Source organism: Mesorhizobium sp. B2-7-1, assembly GCF_006440735.1.
Taxonomy (GTDB): Bacteria; Pseudomonadota; Alphaproteobacteria; order Rhizobiales; family Rhizobiaceae; genus Mesorhizobium.
The window spans coordinates 1-17,732 of record NZ_VFUA01000081.1 but is presented as its reverse complement, the minus strand read 5'-3'; the positions used below and the strand labels follow the sequence as shown (position 1 = coordinate 17,732).

14 protein-coding genes and 1 pseudogene are annotated in these 17,732 nt (G+C 63.9%); 12 read left to right on the top strand and 3 right to left on the bottom strand.

The genetic code is table 11. The features are described from left to right. The first annotated feature begins 30 nt into the window (after positions 1-30). Positions 31-570 carry a GNAT family N-acetyltransferase gene (locus FJ471_RS24730; RefSeq protein ID WP_140807345.1) on the top strand — a complete coding sequence of 180 codons (540 nt, stop codon included), beginning with the start codon at positions 31-33 and terminating at the stop codon, positions 568-570. On the opposite strand, the gene FJ471_RS24725 is transcribed toward FJ471_RS24730, so the two are convergent. Next, on the bottom strand, positions 562-1,446 hold the full coding sequence (locus tag FJ471_RS24725) for a LysR family transcriptional regulator (protein WP_246684823.1): 885 nt from the start codon (positions 1,444-1,446) through the stop codon (positions 562-564). The genes FJ471_RS24730 and FJ471_RS24725 overlap by 9 nt on opposite strands. Positions 1,447-1,557: 111 nt before the next feature. On the opposite strand from FJ471_RS24725, the gene FJ471_RS24720 reads away from it, so the two are divergent. Together FJ471_RS24720 and FJ471_RS24715 are read left to right on the top strand one after the other, a co-directional pair. Next, positions 1,558-2,709 carry a gamma-butyrobetaine dioxygenase gene (locus FJ471_RS24720; protein WP_140807344.1) on the top strand — a complete coding sequence of 384 codons (1,152 nt, stop codon included), beginning with the start codon at positions 1,558-1,560 and terminating at the stop codon, positions 2,707-2,709. Further along, positions 2,706-3,296 (top strand): HD domain-containing protein, encoded by a 591-nt coding sequence (locus tag FJ471_RS24715; protein WP_140807343.1) that lies wholly within the window; start codon positions 2,706-2,708, stop codon positions 3,294-3,296. The genes FJ471_RS24720 and FJ471_RS24715 overlap by 4 nt, the downstream gene beginning before the upstream one ends. Positions 3,297-3,502: 206 nt before the next feature. Here the strand turns inward: FJ471_RS24715 and FJ471_RS24710 are convergent, their stop codons facing one another. Together FJ471_RS24710 and FJ471_RS24705 are read right to left on the bottom strand one after the other, a co-directional pair. Further along, positions 3,503-5,311 carry an NAD(P)/FAD-dependent oxidoreductase gene (locus tag FJ471_RS24710; protein ID WP_140807342.1) on the bottom strand — a complete coding sequence of 603 codons (1,809 nt, stop codon included), beginning with the start codon at positions 5,309-5,311 and terminating at the stop codon, positions 3,503-3,505. Between the two features lie 269 nt (positions 5,312-5,580). After that, on the bottom strand, positions 5,581-7,500 hold the full coding sequence (locus FJ471_RS24705; protein WP_140807341.1) for a sigma-54-dependent Fis family transcriptional regulator: 1,920 nt from the start codon (positions 7,498-7,500) through the stop codon (positions 5,581-5,583). 344 nt (positions 7,501-7,844) lie between these two features. Here FJ471_RS24705 and FJ471_RS24700 point away from each other — a divergent pair, with 344 nt between their 5' ends. From FJ471_RS24700 to FJ471_RS24660, 9 genes and pseudogenes are all read left to right on the top strand, one after another. Then, complete coding sequence (locus FJ471_RS24700; protein ID WP_140807340.1) at positions 7,845-9,626, top strand: acetolactate synthase 3 large subunit; 1,782 nt, start codon at positions 7,845-7,847, stop codon at positions 9,624-9,626. Between the two features lie 141 nt (positions 9,627-9,767). Beyond that, positions 9,768-10,343 (top strand): acetolactate synthase small subunit, encoded by a 576-nt coding sequence (gene ilvN / locus FJ471_RS24695; protein ID WP_140807339.1) that lies wholly within the window; start codon positions 9,768-9,770, stop codon positions 10,341-10,343. A 122-nt stretch (positions 10,344-10,465) separates the two neighbouring features. After that, complete coding sequence (locus tag FJ471_RS24690) at positions 10,466-11,062, top strand: LysE family translocator (protein WP_140807338.1); 597 nt, start codon at positions 10,466-10,468, stop codon at positions 11,060-11,062. A gap of 268 nt (positions 11,063-11,330) precedes the next feature. Further along, positions 11,331-12,617 carry an efflux RND transporter periplasmic adaptor subunit gene (locus FJ471_RS24685; protein ID WP_140807337.1) on the top strand — a complete coding sequence of 429 codons (1,287 nt, stop codon included), beginning with the start codon at positions 11,331-11,333 and terminating at the stop codon, positions 12,615-12,617. Next, positions 12,614-15,775 (top strand): efflux RND transporter permease subunit, encoded by a 3,162-nt coding sequence (locus FJ471_RS24680; protein ID WP_140807336.1) that lies wholly within the window; start codon positions 12,614-12,616, stop codon positions 15,773-15,775. The genes FJ471_RS24685 and FJ471_RS24680 overlap by 4 nt, the downstream gene beginning before the upstream one ends. A 79-nt stretch (positions 15,776-15,854) precedes the next feature. Further along, complete coding sequence (gene nthA, locus FJ471_RS24675; RefSeq protein WP_140807335.1) at positions 15,855-16,454, top strand: nitrile hydratase subunit alpha; 600 nt, start codon at positions 15,855-15,857, stop codon at positions 16,452-16,454. Beyond that, on the top strand, positions 16,451-17,110 hold the full coding sequence (gene nthB / locus FJ471_RS24670) for a nitrile hydratase subunit beta (RefSeq protein ID WP_140807334.1): 660 nt from the start codon (positions 16,451-16,453) through the stop codon (positions 17,108-17,110). Before nthA ends, nthB begins: the two co-directional genes overlap by 4 nt. Continuing rightward, complete coding sequence (locus tag FJ471_RS24665; RefSeq protein ID WP_181179705.1) at positions 17,079-17,441, top strand: nitrile hydratase accessory protein; 363 nt, start codon at positions 17,079-17,081, stop codon at positions 17,439-17,441. The genes nthB and FJ471_RS24665 overlap by 32 nt, the downstream gene beginning before the upstream one ends. A 108-nt stretch (positions 17,442-17,549) precedes the next feature. Continuing rightward, positions 17,550-17,732, top strand: a pseudogene (locus FJ471_RS24660) (hypothetical protein); the annotation flags it as partial.

Sequence of the window (17,732 nt, the reverse complement as noted above, 5' to 3'; positions counted from 1 at the left end):
TCGTCCCCGATACCCCTGGAGAGCACCAGCATGAACTCCCTTGAAATCCGGACGTTGACCGACGACGCGGCAACCGCGGCCATGCTCTCCGATCTCTTGATCGAGACAGTTGCGGCCGGCGGATCGGTGAGCTTCATGCATCCATTGTCACCTGAAGCAGCGCGCGATTTCTGGCGCAGGTCGCTTGCCGCGGCCGCGCGCGGCGAAAGGGCGGTGCTGGGCGCATGGCGGGGCGGGGCGCTTGCCGGCACCGTCACGCTGCTGCTCGACTTCCCGGCCAATCAGCCGCACCGCGCCGAGATCGCCAAGCTGATGAACGGCCGCGACCATCGCGGCAAAGGCGTCGCGACCCGCCTGATGCGCGCCGCCGAGGAACTCGCCGTCGAGAAGGGCCGCACGCTGCTCGTGCTGGACACGGCGAGCGAGGAGGGCGCGGCCGGTCTCTATGAGAAACTCGGTTTCACCTTGACCGGCGAGATCCCCGATTTCGCGCTCAAGCCGCATGGCGGGCTGACCGGCACCCTTATCTACTGGAAGCGGATAGGGAGCGCGGCCGACGCGCTATCCTGAAACCTTGGCGATGCGCGACAGGAGCCAGCGGCGAAAATCCTGCTCCGCGCCGGACAGTCGCGACGACGACGGCCTCGTCAGGAAATGGCCCGACGGGCTCGACAGCTCGAAATCCGAAAGCCTGACCAGAGCCTTGTCCCTGAGCGCGGCGTCGACCAGAGGCCGGGAGCCGAGCAGTGCTCCGGTGCCGGTCTTCGCCGCTTCCAAGGCGGCGACGAAACTGTCGAAGCGATGCGAGCGCCGGGAATGGCCGGCAAGCCTGGCTGCGGCAAACCATTCCGCCCACATCTCGCGCGCGCCGGCCACCAGGAGAAGCGGCAACGACGTCCAATCGCCACCGAGGGCGAGTGTTGGCGCCGCGACCGGGACAAGCCGCTCGACCGTCAGCCGGTCGGCTTCGCGCCCGGGAAAGGACCCGTTGCCGAAGCGTATGTCGAGCGCCGAGCCCGGCTGGTCGTAGTCGGTCGGCCGATGGATGGTCACCAGATCAAGCCTCACCCGCGGCAGCGCCTTTGCCAGGTCCGGAAGAGCCGGGACCAGCACCAGCAGCGCGAAGGAGATGGGGACGCGGACGCTGACGGTCTGCACGGCGCGCGGCTCGAACAGCTCGTTCGTGCTGTTGCCAATGGTCGCGAATGCCGACTGGATGTGCGGGAGATAGGCCGCGCCTTCCGGCGACAGCGCCACGCCGCGCGCCAGGCGCGCGAACAACCGCGTCTTGAGCCGTTCTTCCAGAGAGCGGATGTGCTGGCTGACCGCGGCCTGGGTGAGGCCGAGCTCCGAAGCCGCTGCGGTGAAGTTCGACAGGCGGGCGGCGGCCTCGAAACTGCGCAGCCAGTCGAGCGGGGGCATCGTATCGAAAGCTTTTCCAGCCATCAGAAATTTAGTGTCATTATCCACAAAACGATAATTTGAATTATGCCTTTGATGAAGCCACCATGCAACCCGTGGCCGTGGTGGCGGGCAGAGGATGGGAGCTTCCGGGATATGTTGACGACGGTAACGCCGGGCGAAGGCGGACGAATGATCGAGCTTGGCTGGAAAGACGGAGCGGTGAGCCGCTTCCATGCCATGTGGCTGCGCGACAATGCGCTGGACGACAAGACGCGCAGCGCCGGCAACGGCCAGCGACTGATCACCATCCTCGACATTCCGGCCGAGACGCGGATCGCCGCGGCCTCGATCAAGGGCGAGGTGCTCGAAGTCACATTCGCTCCCGAAGGCAAGACCGTAGGCTTTCCCGCCGGCTGGCTGCGCAGCCATGCCTATGATCGCCAGGAGGCTCGCGAGCCCGGCTGGACGGCGGGCGACATACGGCGCTGGACGAAAGCCACGATGCAGAATTCCGTGCCGCGCGCGGCCTATGCCGACGCCAGCCGCGACAGCGATGTGCTGCGGCAATGGCTGGCTGCGGTCCGCAGTTACGGCTTTGCCGTCATGGACGGCCTGCCGACCGAATCCGGCGCGCTGTGCAAGGTGGCTGACCTCTTCGGCTATATCCGGGAGACCAATTACGGGCGCTGGTTCGAGGTGCGCGCCGAGGTCAATCCGAGCAATCTCGCCTACACCAATCTCGGCCTGCAGGCGCATACCGACAACCCCTATCGCGATCCGGTGCCGACGCTGCAGATCCTGGCCTGCATCGAGAACACGGTCGAAGGTGGCGAATCCAGCGTCGTCGACGGGTTCGCGGTGGCGGCAGCACTCCAGGCGGAAAACCCGGACGGTTTCCGGCTGCTGTCGTCCTGTCCGGCGCGCTTCGAATATGCCGGCTCGTCGGGTGTGCGGCTGCAGTCGAAGCGGCCGATGATCGAGCTTGGGTCTGATGGCGAGCTCATCTGCATCCGCTTCAACAACCGCTCGCTGGCGCCGGCCGTCGACGTGCCGTTCGCCGAGATGGAGAAATACTACGCAGCCTATCGCCGCTTCGCCGAGCTGATCGAGGATCCTTCGTTCGAAGTGACCTTCAAGCTCGAGGCGGGAGAATCCTTCATCGTCGACAACACCCGCGTCATGCATGCGCGCAAGGCGTTTTCAGGGAGCGGCAAGCGCTGGCTGCAAGGCTGCTACGCCGACAAGGACGGCCTGCTTTCGACGCTTGCGGCGATCGAGCACGGCTTCAAGGAGGCGGCGGAATGAAACCGAAGGAATTGAATGCGGGAAACATCGTCGAGTTCATCGCCGATATCTTCGAGCGCCGCGGGGCGGAATCCTATCTCGGCGAGCCCGTCACCATGTCGGAGCATATGCTGCAGGGCGCATGGCTGGCCGAGCAGGACGGCGCGCCGGAGGAGCTCGTTGCGGCGGCGCTGCTGCACGACATCGGCCACTACACCAGCGAGTTCGGCACCTATTCGCCCGACGATGTCGAGGACAAGCACCATGACGAGGCGGGCGGCGAGGTGCTTGCGCCTTTCTTTCCGCCGGTCATCGTCGAGTGCGTCCGACTGCATGTCTCGGCCAAGCGTTATCTCTGCGCCACCGATCCGACCTATTTCGGCAAGCTGTCGCAGGCTTCGGTGCATACGCTGTCGCTGCAAGGCGGGCCGATGAGCGCGGAGGAAGTGGCGGAGTTCCGCAGCAATCCCTTCCACGACGAAGCGGTGCGCGTGCGCATCTGGGACGAGGGCGGCAAGATCGCCGACATGAAGACGCGAGCCTTTCGCGACTACGTGCCGCTGCTGCAGCGCGTGGTGAAAAAGTTCGCGGCGCAAAAGGCGGCTTAGAGGGCGAAGAAGTCTGGGGAGAAAGCAATGTGTTTCTGCTTCGACGGCGAACACGCATTGGTGGCATATCAGCCGGATGAATGCAGAGAAGCTAAGCCAGACGAGCGCGCCGCCGCATCGCGGCCGGCCGAAGGCAAAGCATTGTCGATGGTCCGGCAAAGGCGCCGCCAGGGCGGCGCCTTTGCCGAGAAGGGTTTGGAAGTCGTCTAGCCCTTGTGAAAGACCTCCTGCAGCCCATAGACAGGCGTCGGCAGGCCGGCCTGCCTGGCTTTGAGCTGCAGCGACAAATATTGCGAGTAGTGGCGCGACTGGTGGAGGTTGCCGCCATGGAACCACAGCGCTTCCTGCTGCGTCGGCTTCCACATGTTGCGCTGCTCGCCTTCCCAAGGGCCGGGATCCTTGGTGGTGGCGGAGCCGAGGCCCCAGACCTTGCCGACCTTGTCGGCGACTTCCTGTGAGATGAGGTCCGCGGCCCAGCCATTCATCGAGCCGTAGCCGGTGGCATAGATCACCAGATCGGCCGGCAATTCCGTGCCGTCGACGAATTTGACGCCGGTTTCGGTGAGTTCCTGCACCGCGGCACCCGGTCCGCTTTTCAGCTTGATCGAGCCGTCGATGACGAGGTCGCAGGCGCCGACATCGATGTAATAACCGGAGCCGCGGCGCAGGTATTTCATGAACAGGCCCGAGCCGTCGTCGCCCCAGTCGAGCAGGAAGCCGGCCTTTTCGAGGTCCGCGTAGAATTTCGCGTCGCGTTCCTTCATCTGCTCGTAAAGCGGAATCTGGAATTCGTGCAGGATGCGGTAGGGCAGCGAAGCGAAGATCATGTCTGCCTTGCGCGTCGTCATGCCGTTCTCGACCGCCTGCTCGGAATAGAGGGCGCCGAGGCCGATATCCATCAGCGTGTCGGATTTGACGATATGGGTAGACGAGCGCTGCACCATGGTCACATCGGCGCCGCCTTCCCATAGCGCGGCGCAGATGTCATGCGCCGAGTTGTTGGAGCCGATGACCACCACCTTCTTGCCGCGGTATCTGTCCGGGCCGGGATGACTCGATGAATGCTGCTGCTCGCCCTTGAAGACGTCCTGGCCCTTGTATTTCGGCCAGTTCGCCTTGCCGGACATGCCGGTCGCCAGTACCAACTGCTTCGGCTTGAGCACGATCTCCTTGCCGCCGCGCTCGACGACGATCGTCCACTCCTTGGCCTTCTCGTCGTATTTGGCGGATTTCGCTGATGTCGAGCTCCAATAGTTCAGCTCCATCACCTTGGTGTACATTTCCAGCCAGTCGCCGATCTTGTCCTTCGGCGCGAAGACCGGCCAGTTCTTTGGAAAGTCGATATAGGGCAGGTGATCGTACCAGACCGGGTCGTGCAGGCAGAGCGACTTGTAGCGCTTGCGCCAGGAGTCGCCCGGACGCTCGTTCTTCTCGATGATGATGGTCGGCACGCCGAGCTGCTTCAGCCGGGCGCCGAGCGCGATACCGCCCTGGCCGCCGCCGATGATGACGACATAAGGCTGCCTGGTATGGCCGAGCTCGGCGATCTCGTCGTCGCGCTCTTCACGCCACGTCTTGCGGTTCTTGCCGTGGCCATGCTTGGCGCCGAGCGGACGGGTGAAGCCCGCTTTCTCCTCATGGTCCTTCAGCTCCGCCATCGTGGTGAGCAGGGTCCAGATCAGGTCGCCCTTGAACCGCACAAGGCCAAAGCCGCGCGCCACGCTCGTCTCGAAGGTTATCCAGGCGGTGATGATGCCGCCGTCCTCGCCCGCTTCCTCGCCTTTGGCCACCGCCCAGTCGGTCGGCTTGGTGCTGGCCAGCGTTGCCTGCAGCATGGCGCGAACCTGGTCCTGACCTTCCATCGTCTTCAGGTTCCAGGTGAAGGTGACGAGGTCGCGCCAGTAGCAGTCGGCCTGGAAGCAGTTGACGGCGCTGTCGATATCGCCGGCCTCCAGTGCCTTGCCGAACTTGTCGAGCAGCGCCTGCGCCTTGGTGGTGGGTGTTCTCTCGAGCATTTGTTCTCCTCCACTTTTGCTAGAGTGTGCCATGAGCAGCAAGCGGCGTGCCAACCGTAGCGCTGATCATGGATTACAATGGAATCAACCTGTTAGGACGCTCTTCCGTCGCCTTGCCTGTTGCGTTTCTGTTGCAGGCGCTACGGCGCGCCACAGCCTTGCAATATCAAAGCGCGTCGCTTTGAGGCGGATTCCGGCGGCGCGCTTTAAGTTCTCGTGCTGACGCATGTCGTTGTCTCAAAACCGCTGCGCACATTTGGGCGACATGCTTAGTTCGGCGCCTCCAGCCGCAGGCGCTTCATCCGGCGATGCACCGTGGTGCGGTCGACGCCGAGACGCCGCGCGGCCTCGGAAATGTTCCAGCCAGTTGCCGCCAGCACGGCCAGCAGAGCGCTACGCTCTTCCTCGGGCGAGGGGGCGCGAAGCGCGACTAAGCTGGCGGACGAAGTCGGGGGCGCCACGCGGTGCGTGACGAAATCGGGCAGGTCCGTGGGCTGAATCATCTCATCATCGCAAAGCGCCACCGCCAGATCCACGGCGTTGACGAGTTCGCGGATGTTGCCGGGCCAGTCATGGCGGATCAGCGCCAGCCGCGCCGCCGCAGACAGCCTTGCCGGCCGGCCGGCAAGGCGAGCGCGCCCGCCGACCAGCCGTTCCAGCAGCCATTCGAAATCGGTGCGCTCGCGCAGCGCCGGCAAACTCAGCGAGGCGGCGTTGAGCCGATAGAACAGGTCTTCGCGGAAACGGCCCTCGGCAACCAACTGGCGCAGGTCATGATGCGAGGCGGAGATGATCTTGATGTCGACAGGCCGGGGCGCAACGCCACCGACCGGGACCAGTTCGCGCTCGGCGATCACCCTCAGCAGACGCGATTGCAGCGCGTAGGGCATGTCGCCGATCTCGTCGAGGAACAGCGTGCCGCCGTCGGCGCTCTCGATCAGTCCCTTGCGTCCCTTGGCGCTTGCGCCGGTAAAGGCGCCCGCTGCGTGCCCGAACAGCTCGCTCTCGATCAGATGTTCGGGGATCGCCGCGCAATTGATGGCCACGAACGGGCCGGGGCGCCCGGAGCTGTCATGGAGGGCGCGGGCGAGATATTCCTTGCCGGAACCGGTCTCGCCATGGATCAGGATCGGGATCGTGGTGCGCGCCAGCTTGGCGGCCCTGAGCTGCATTGCCGCCATGGCCGGGTCGCCGCCGGAAAGCTCGGCGATCGGTCCAGGCAGCGCCTCGACGGGCGCGCGGCGTCCGCTCGACGGCTGCGGCTCGATGGCATGCGCGAACAGCGCGCTGCCGTTGCGGCCGAACACCAGCCGCTCCTCGGTCGGGCGACCGCGCGTCAAACTCGGCAAGTCGTCGATATCCATGTCGAGGTAACGCGAGATCGGCTGGCCGATCGGCGAGGAGCGCCGCCAGTCGACACCGCCGGCCTGCGCCAGGAGCAGCGCCGCGCCGCGCGTCGTGCCGAGGATGTGGCCCGAGGCGTCGAGCGCGATGGCCGCTTCGGGATCGACGTCGAGGAATTCCGGCGAGCGTGAAAAGCGCAGCACCCATTCCGAATGCATCTGCGCCATCAAATTGGCGAGCTCGATGCGTCGGGCCGACGCCGTCACCAGATGTAGCGCGAGGTTCTGGCTGACCTTCGGCTGCGGCGAGCGCAGCAGCGATATGTCGAGCACGGCGGTCAATTCGCCCTTGGTGTCGAAGATCGGCGCGGCAGTGCAGGAGAGCGGCGTGTGGGTGGTGTCGAAATGGTCGGTCTGGTGAATGGTCATCGCCTCGCCGGTGACGATGCAGGAGCCGACGCCGCAGGTGCCGGTGCGGCTTTCCGACCATTCGGAGCCGAGATAGAGACCGGCCGTGCGCAACTGGTCCATGAACAGCGGGTCGCCGAGGAAGTCGACGGTGACGCCCTTGGCATCGGCCAGCAGCAGGACGTAGTTCTGGCCCGCCACCTGCTTGAACAATGTCTCCAGCCCGCTGCGGGCAATGGCGATCAACCGTTCCGACTGCTCCCGGTGCTCGCGCAGCTGAGTGTCGGGAACGATGTAGGCTTCCGTCGGCCGCGCCGGGTCGAGCCGGTGGGTATCGATGCAACGCAGCCAGGATTGAACGACGATATCGTCGCGGACGGATCGCGCGCCGGACAAAACCTGCTCGATCTCGCGGATATGCTCCCGTTCGCCAGCCATGCGTCCTCCTCGCACGTCCTTTGCCAGCGCATAGTGGTGCGCCGGAGAGGCACGCTCAACTGTACTATGGTAGCTGTATCATGGGGGCGCGCCAGCGCCGTTCTCACAGACGGGTGAATTCGCACGGGACCCCATTGACGAGCCCGCGTTTTCGCCCTTATTGTCCGCGCCCATGAAAACGGCACTCATTCTCGTAAGTTGGCGCGTGGGCAAGGCGGTGTAACCGCCGGGCGAAAACCTCCCATGCGCATCACACAGGCTCCCTCGGGGGCCTTTTTTATTGCCTGAAACACGACTAAACGACCAGCAAATCGCCAGATGGCGGACAGTACGGGACCAGACCGATGAGCAACGGACAGAACGAGCGGCGCGAAATGACAGGCGCGGAGATGGTGGTGCAGGCGCTGAAGGACAACGGCGTCAAGCACGTCTTCGGCTATCCGGGCGGCGCCGTTCTCCCGATTTACGATGAAATTTTTCAACAAGACGATGTCGAGCACATCCTGGTCCGGCACGAGCAGGGCGCCGGCCACGCGGCCGAGGGTTATGCCCGCTCGACCGGCAAGGCCGGCGTCATGCTGGTGACATCGGGCCCGGGCGCCACCAATGCGGTGACGCCGTTGCAGGACGCGCTGATGGATTCGATCCCGCTGGTTTGCCTCACCGGCCAGGTGCCGACCTCGCTGATCGGCTCCGACGCCTTCCAGGAATGCGACACGGTCGGCATCACGCGCCCCTGCACCAAGCACAACTGGCTGGTGAAGGACGTCAACGAGCTCGCCGCCACCATCCACGAGGCCTTCCATGTCGCGACCACTGGCCGCCCCGGCCCGGTGGTGGTCGATATTCCGAAGGACGTGCAGTTCGCCAAAGGCATCTATGTGCCGCCGCAGACGGCGCCGCGTACCAGCTACAAGCCGAAGGTCCAGGGCGATCTGGAAAAGATCAAGGCCGCGGTCGAGCTGATGGCGGGCGCGAAGAAGCCGATCATCTATTCGGGCGGCGGCGTCATCAATTCCGGTCCGGAAGCGAGCCACCTGCTGCGCGAGCTGGTCGACCTCACCGGCTTCCCGATCACCTCGACGCTGATGGGGCTCGGCGCCTATCCGGCATCCGGCAAGAACTGGGTCGGCATGCTCGGCATGCACGGCACCTACGAAGCCAATATGGCCATGCATGACTGCGACGTGATGGTCTGCATAGGCGCGCGTTTCGACGACCGCATCACCGGCCGGCTGACCGCGTTCTCGCCGAACTCCAAGAAAATCCACATCGACATCGATCCGTCGTCGATCAATAAGAACGTCCATGCCGATGTCGGCATCCTCGGCGATGTCGGCCGCGTGCTGGAGGATCTGGTGCGGCTGTGGCGGGCGACCGTCAAGGCCGACAAGAAGGCGCTCTATCCATGGTGGGAGCAGATCGCGAAATGGCGCGCGCGAGATTCGCTCGCCTATAAGATGAACAACGACGTCATCATGCCGCAATACGCGATCCAGCGGCTCTATGCGCTGACCAAGGACATGGACACCTACATCACCACCGAGGTCGGCCAGCACCAGATGTGGGCGGCGCAGCACTACCATTTCGACAAGCCGAACCGCTGGATGACCTCCGGTGGTCTCGGCACGATGGGCTACGGCCTGCCGGCCGCGCTCGGCGTGCAGATCGCGCATCGCGACGCGCTGGTCATCGACATCGCCGGCGACGCTTCGGTGCAGATGACCATGCAGGAGATGAGCTCGGCGGTGCAGTATGAGGCGCCGATCAAGATCTTCATCCTCAACAACCAGTATATGGGCATGGTGCGCCAGTGGCAGCAATTGCTGCACGGCAACCGGCTGTCGCATTCCTACACCGAAGCGATGCCGGACTTCGTCAAGCTGGCGGAAGCCTATGGCGGCCACGGCATACGCTGCGACAAGCCGGACGAGCTCGACGACGCGATCAAGGAGATGATCTCGGTGAAGAAGCCGGTTCTGTTCGACTGCCGCGTGGCGACCTTGGCCAACTGCTTCCCGATGATCCCGTCGGGCAAGGCGCATAACGAGATGCTCCTGCCCGACGAGGCTACCGACGAGGCGGTGGCCAACGCCATCGACGCGAAGGGCAGGGAACTGGTCTAGAGCATGATGCCGAAAAGTGTGAAGCGGTTTTCGGGCAACATCATGCTCCAGCCATAACACCAGCCACAAAGGCGGGGCTGTCGCGAGAAAGCCGTGCGCAAACAGAGAATTAGCTCAAAAGTCTGAAATCGAGATTCACCTATGAACGCACAGCACCTTCAACCGACCGGCTCCGCCTATTTCATCGCCAAGGAGACCGAGAAGCCGGAAACGCACACGCTTTCCGTGCTGGTCGACAACGAGCCGGGCGTGCTTGCCCGTGTCATCGGCCTGTTTTCCGGTCGCGGCTACAACATCGAGAGCCTTACCGTCTCCGAGACCGAGCACGAACGGCATCTGTCGCGCATCACCATCGTGACGCGTGGCACGCCGCATGTGATGGAGCAGATCAAGCACCAGCTCGAGCGCATCGTGCCGGTGCATCGGGTGGTCGACCTGACCGTGCGCTCGCACGAGATGGGCCAGGATCGGCCGCTGGAGCGCGAACTCGCGCTGGTCAAGGTCGCCGGCACCGGCGATGCCCGGGTCGAGGCGCTTCGCCTTGCGGATGCTTTCCGTGCCTCGGTGATCGATGCCAACACCGAGCATTTCATCTTCGAGATCACCGGCAAGGGGTCCAAGCTCGACCAGTTCATCGCCATCATGAAGCCGCTCGGCCTGGTCGAGATCTGCCGCACCGGTGTGGCGGCGATGAACCGCGGCCCGCAGGGAATGTAAACAGGACGACCATCCTGTTTACAGCTTTGGCCTGTTTGCAGCTTTGGCCCGGCAGTTGGCTGTTCCTGGCTTTTGCGCATCCGCCAAAAGGACAATAAGGCTGACATATCCGGGAGGATATCATGTCGCTCGACGCATTCCTTGCCCTGTTGGTCTACGCCTTCGTGACCTCGATCACGCCGGGACCGAACAACCTCATGCTGCTGGCTTCCGGCGTCAATTTCGGTATCGCCAGGACGGTTCCGCACATGCTGGGCATCAGCATCGGCTTTCTGGTGCTGCTTTTGGCCGTCGGCTTCGGGCTCGGCGCGGTGCTGACGGCGTTCCCGGCGCTGCATACGGCGCTGAAGATCGCGGGCGCCGCCTACCTGCTCTACCTCGCCTGGAAGATCGCCATGTCGCGCTCGATGAGCGACAGGAAAGGGGTGGAAGGGCGGCCGCTGCGTTTCATCGACGCCGCCGCATTCCAGTGGGTCAACCCCAAGGCATGGGTGATGGCGATCACCGCCATGGCCGTCTACACCAATTCCGACCACCCGTTCGTCTCGGTGGCGCTGATCTCGATCGCCTTCGCCGTCGTCAACCTGCCCAGCGTTTCGGTGTGGGCCGGATTCGGCACGGCGCTGCGCGGCTTCCTGTCGGATCCGGTGCGGCTGAAATGGTTCAACATCGCCATGGGCGTGCTGCTCGCGGCGACGCTGTGGCCGATGCTCCGTTAGACGCGCCGATGTTCAGGTGAGGCCGGCCTGACCTGGATATCGACACATCCAGGCAGCTTTTCGCACGGGCCGCAAAGCTGCTCGCGACCTCGTTTGCCGGCTGCCCAACGATTGTGCACTGCACATTAAATCTTCGTAATGCCGCGTTTTGGCCCTTTTCCGCCAGAGCCTTGTCCTATCTATTCGGCGAAAATCGCGGCAAAGGGCCGTGAATCGAGCTAAGATGGACCACCGAGATCGGCGTGTCGGGTAGAGGGCTTATTTGTCGATGCGCGGAAAAATCGCCTTTGCAGTTGCAGCGGTCGCCTGTCTGGCGGGCGCCGGGCTCTATTTTTCGCCCACGACGTTGGCCAAGGTCCAGCAACTGATTTCAGGCCAGCAGGCTGGCGCTGTCGCGGCGGACAAGACGGCCGGCGGTGACAAGACAGCCAGTGCGTCTGATAATGCGAAAGGCGGCGGGCGTTCGGCCTCGATCGTTTCGGCGACCGCGACGACCGCCGATTTCCCGATACGCCGCTATGCCATCGGCTTCGTCTCGTCGCCGGCGGTGGTCAGCATCAATGCCCGCGTTTCCAGCCAGATCGTGTCGATCGACGTCAAGGACGGCCAGATGGTGAAGGCCGGCGACGTTCTGTTCCAGCTCGACGACCGCGCGTTGAAGGCGCAACTTGCCAAGGATCAGGCCACTTTAGCCAAGGACCAGGCGCTGCTTGCCAGTTCGAATTCCGATCTCCAGCGCGCCAAGGACCTTGTCGCCAAGCAGGCCGGAACCCAGCAAACCTATGATCAGGCGGTAGCGGCGCAGAAAGCGGCGGCCGCGACCGTCGACGCCGACAAGGCGACGATCGACGCCGATAATGTCCAGCTCGGCTTTGCCACGATCACGGCGCCGATCGCGGGTAGGCTCGGCGCCGTCAACGTCTCGGTCGGCGACCTTGTCACCGTCAGCAACGGCAATTCGAGCACGGCGACGCCGCTGGTCACCATCACGCAGATGGACCCGCTGCAGGTGAACTTCACCCTGCCGGAAAGCAACCTTGCTCTGCTGCACAAGGAACTGGCGAATCCGACGCAAGGCGGCGTGACGCTGACCCAGGACGGCAATCCGACGCCGATCGGCAAGGGCACGCTCGATTTCGTCGATTCCAGCGTCGATACGGCTTCCGGCACCATCGCCACGCGGGCAGCCATACCGAACCCGGATCTTTCGCTGTGGCCCGGGCAATATGTGAACGTGGTGCTCGAGGCCGGCACGATGCCGCAGATGACCTCGGTCCCGACGGTCGCGGTGCAGCCAAGCCAGAAGGGTCCGTTCGTCTACGTGGTCAAGCCGGACAACACCGTCGAGATGCGGCCGGTGCAGGTGGCGCTGACGGAAGGCCAAAACAGCGCCATCAGCGATGGCCTCAAGAGCGGCGAGAAGGTCGTCGTCGAAGGCCAGACGCGATTGAAGAACGGCGCGGCGGTGCATGAAGGCAAAGCCGTGGCTGGATCCGGTGATCAGGCATCGCCCAAGGTCGCGGAGGCCGATAAGGCCGGCGGGGCGAGCCAATGATCTCCGAATTCTGCATCCGCAAGCCTGTCGCCACCCTTCTGATGTCGTTCGCCCTCATTCTGGGCGGTATCTTTGCCTACAAGTTCCTGCCGGTGGCGGCGCTGCCGAGCGCCGAATTTCCGGTGGTCAACGTTTCGGCCAGCCTGCCCGGCGCTTCGCCGGAGACAATGGCGACATCGGTGGCGACGCCGCTGATCAAGCAATTCGCGACGATCGCCGGTATCGATTCGATCTCGACCACCAACTCGCTCGGCCAGACCTCGATCGCCATCCAGTTCGTGCTCAACCGCGATATCGACGCGGCGGCCGCGGATGTCCAGGCGGCGATCGCGCGCACGCAGAAATCGCTGCCGCCGGAAATGACGGCGCCGCCGAGCTATCGCAAGGTCAATCCGGCCGACGCGCCGATCCTTCTGATGTCGCTGGTCAGCGACACGGTTCCGCTGACCGATCTCGACGCCTTCGCCGAAAACGTCATTTCACCCTCGCTGTCGACCATCGACGGCGTGGCGCAGGTCTCGATCTACGGCCAGCAGAAATATGCCGTGCGCATCCAGATCGATCCGACCGCGCTCGCCGCGCGCGGCATCTCGATCGATCAGCTGCAGGCTGCGATCACTTCGGCCAACAGCAACACGCCGCTCGGCGTCCTGCAGAACAACAAGCAGCAGCTGACCATCACCGCCAACACGCAGTTCGACAACGCCGCTGGCTTCTCCAACCTGATCATCGCCACCAAGAATGGTCACCCGGTGCGGCTGGGCGAGGTGACGCGCGTCGTCGACTCGGTCGAGACCACGACGACGGCAAGCTGGTATGACGGCACGCGCGCCATCATCCTCGCGGTCCAGCGCCAGCCAGACGCCAACACCGTCGAGGTGGTCGACAAGGTCAAGGCGATGCTGCCGTCCTTCCAGGACCAGATGCCGGCGGCGGCCAGCATCAAGCTGCTCAACGACCGCTCGACCTCGATCCGGCAAGCCGTCGACGACGTCCAGTTCACGCTGCTCTTGACCATCGCCCTGGTGGTGATGGTGATCTTCGTGTTCCTGCGCCGGGTGACGGCGACGATCATTCCGGCCGTGGCGGTGCCGATCTCGCTGATCGCCACGCTCGGCGCGATGTTCCTGTTCGGCTTCTCGATCGACAACATCTCGCTGATGGGATTGACGCTTGCCGTCGGCCTTGTCGTCGACGACGCCATTGTCATGCTGGAAAACATCTTCCGCCACATGGAAGAAGACGGGCTGTCGGCCTTCGACGCCTCGCTGAAGGGCGCGCGCGAAATCGGCTTCACCATCATTTCGATCTCGATCTCGCTGGTGGCGGTGTTCATTCCGGTTCTGCTGATGGGCGGCGTCATCGGCCGCATCTTCAACGAATTCGCCGTCGTGGTGACCGTCGCCATCCTGGCCTCGATGTTCGTGTCGCTGACGCTGACGCCGATGCTCTGCTCGCGCCTGCTGTCGGTGAGCAAGGCCGATCGCGAAAAGCATGCCCCCGGCCACAGGCCGGACTTCATCACGCGCGGCTACGACCGGATCCTGGGCTTCTGCCTGCGAAACACCTTCCTGGTGTTCCTCGTCTTCGTGGCAACGGCGGCGGCGTCGGTGTGGCTGATCCAGGTTTCGCCGAAAGGCTTCTTTCCGCAGGAGGACATCAGCCAGATCTCGGTGACCACGCTCGCGCGCGAGGACATCTCCTTCGACGCCATGGTCAAGCTGCAGGGCAAGGTTGCCGACGTCTTCTCGCATTCTCCCTATGTGACGCATGTCGCGTGGTCGGTAGGCGGCAGCCAAAGCGCGCTCAATCAAGGCCGGCTCTATGTGCAGCTGAAGGACAAGAGCCAGCGCCCCGACATCGAGAAGGTGCAGTCCGATCTGAGGAAGCAACTGTCGAACGTGGCCGGCATCGAGGCCTATATGCAGCCGGTGCAGAATCTCAGGCTGGGCTCACGGTCGTCGGCCAGCGCCTATCAGCTCGTGGTGCAGGGCCTCGATACCGGCCAGGCCGACATCTGGGCGCAGAAGCTCGATGACGCCATGGCAGCCGACCACACACACTTTACCGACGTCACCAGCGATCTGCAGAACAATGCCCTTCAGGCTTCTCTGGTGATCGACCGTGACAAGGCCGCCCAGCTCGGCATCGATACCAACACGCTGCGCACGGCTCTTTATGGCGGCTTCGGCACCGACCAGGTTTCGACGATCTTCGGTTCTGCCGACAGCTATGAGGTCATCACCGAGCTCGATCCCAAGATCGAATGGTCGCCCGAGCGGATGCTCGCCATCCAGATGCGGACGGCGAGCGGCAGCCTGGTGCCTCTCGGTGCTTTCGCGCATGTCGATCGCACGGCCGGCGCGCTGACGGTCAATCAGCTCGGCCAGCTTCCGGCGGTGACGATTTCCTACAATCTGCCGCAGGGCGTGTCGCTCGGCGACACGGTGACCCGCATCGAGCAGCTCAAGGACCAGATCGGCCTGCCGAAGGAGATCTCGACGAGCTTTGCCGGCACGGCCAAGACCTTCCAGGATTCGCTCGCCAACCAGGGCCTGCTGATCGGCGGCGCGATCCTGACGATCTATATCGTGCTCGGCATGCTCTATGAGAGCTTCATCCATCCGCTCACCATCCTCACCGGCCTGCCTTCGGCGGTGCTGGGGGCGCTCGTTGCGCTACGCTTCGCCGGAATGGACCTGTCCGTGATCGCGGTGATCGGCATCCTGATGCTGATCGGCATCGTCAAGAAGAACGGCATCATGATGGTCGACGTGGCGCTGGAGCTCAGGCGAGAGGGCATGTCGGCAACAGATTCCATCCACAAGGCCTGCCTGATGCGTTTCCGGCCGATCATGATGACAACGCTGGCGGCGTTGATGGGCACGTTCCCGATCGCGCTCGGCACCGGCGCCAGCGCCGAGCTGCGTCAGCCGCTCGGCGTCGCGGTGGTCGGCGGCCTGCTCGCCTCGCAGGCGCTGACACTGTTCGTCACGCCGGTGATCTACGTGTACATGGAGAATTTCTCGGGCTGGCTGATCCGGCTCATGCCGAAGCGGAAGGCGGAGTTGAGTGTCGTTGAAAATGGCGACCAGCCCTCTCTGTTCGGCACCAATGACGACATCCCGAGAGAGCCGCAGAAAACAGCTGCCGAATGACCGTATGATGCGGCTCGGATAGACGCTGGCCCAAGGCCTTGCGCTTGCGGCTGGCGCATTGGGGTCGTAGTTTTGGGCCATGTCCCATGATCACGACAACGAGCTCGATCCATTCGCAGCGCGCGTGCGCGCGTTGGAGACGATCCTCACCCAGAAGGGCCTGATCGATCCGGCGGCGATCGACGTCATCGTAGACACCTACGAGACAAAGATCGGTCCGCGCAACGGCGCGCGGGTGGTGGCGAAGGCCTGGAACGATCCGGCTTATGCCGAGTGGCTCAAGCGCGACGCGACCGCGGCGATCGAGAAGCTTTCCTATACCGGCCGCCAGGGTGAGCACATGCAAGCCGTGTTCAACACCGAGGAGACGCACAACCTCGTCGTCTGCACGCTCTGCTCCTGCTACCCGTGGTCGGTGCTCGGCCTGCCGCCGGTCTGGTACAAGGCGCCACCCTACAGGTCGCGGGCGGTGATCGATCCGCGCGGCGTGCTCGAGGAGTTCGGGCTGACGCTGCCGACGACAAGGAAGATCCGCGTCTGGGATTCGACCGCCGAGCTTCGCTACCTCGTTGTGCCGATGCGGCCCAAGGGCACCGAAGGCTGGAGCGAGGAGCAGCTCGCCGGACTGGTCAGCCGCGACGCGATGATCGGCACGGCACTGGCGAAGGAACCCGCATGAACGGGCCGCAGGATCTCGGCGGACAGATGGGTTTCGGACCGGTCGCGCCCGAAAAGGATGAGCCATATTTCCACGCGGCATGGGAAAGGCGGGCGCTTGGCGTCACGCTGACGGCCGGCGGCATGGGCGCCTGGAACATCGACGAGAGCCGGCATGCGCGGGAATCGCTGCATCCCGCCGATTATTATTCGTCGAGCTACTACCAGATATGGATCAAGGCGCTGGAAACGCTCTTGAAACGCCACGGCTTCGTCAGCGAGCGCGACCTTGCCGCCGGCAAGGCCGTCGATGCGGCCGCGACGCCGAAAAGAGTGCTGAAGGCGGCGGATGTGCCGGCGGTGCTTGCCAAGGGCGGCCCGTGCGACCGGCCGGTCGCCACGCCGGCGCGGTTCCAGGCGGGCGATCGGGTGCGCACGAAGAATTTCAACCCGACCGGCCATACGCGCCTGCCGCGCTACGCGCGCGGCAAGACGGGGACGATCGAGGCGGTGCGCGACGGCTTCGTCTTCCCAGACAGCAACGCGCATGGCAAGGGCGAGAACCCGCAATGGGTCTATACGGTGGTGTTCGACGGAGCCGAAATCTGGGGCGAGGGCGCCGATCCCACGCTCAGCGTCTCGGTCGATGCCTGGGAGAGCTATCTTGAGCCTGCATGAGGCCAAGTTGCCGGCGGGTTTCGACGAGCCGGTCTTCGCCGAGCCGTGGCAGGCCGAAGCCTTCGCCCTGACGGTCGCGCTGCACGGCAAGGGCTTGTTTTCATGGAGCGAATGGGCGGAGGCCTTGTCGGCCGAGGTGAAGAAGCCGGACGCGGCAACGGACGGCCACGATTATTACGAGCATTGGCTGGCGGCGCTGGAGAAGCTTTTGTCGCGCAAGGGGGTCGCTGGAAAGGGCGAGGTCGATGAGTTGGCTGCCGCATGGGAACGCGCCGCGCATGCCACGCCGCACGGCAAGCCGATCCTGCTGGAGAACGATCCAGGGCCCTGACGGCGTCTACGCCAGTCAGACCAAACGGCCAGTTAGTCTTTTACTATCTTCGTCTGGATTTCGCGTCCGCCCTCAGTTGCAAATATTGAGGCGACCAGCGACCATGTCGTCATGATGGAAAAGCCTGCCGCACCATGGCCTTTGCTGCAAATCGCGATCGAGGCGAAGTCGAGAGCCGATGAGGAGAAGTTGCGTGTCGCCCTGTCGACGCTGGCCAACGAGGATCCGTCCTTCCACGTCAAGACTGACGAGGAATCGGGGCAGACGATCATTTCCGGCACAGGCGAGCTT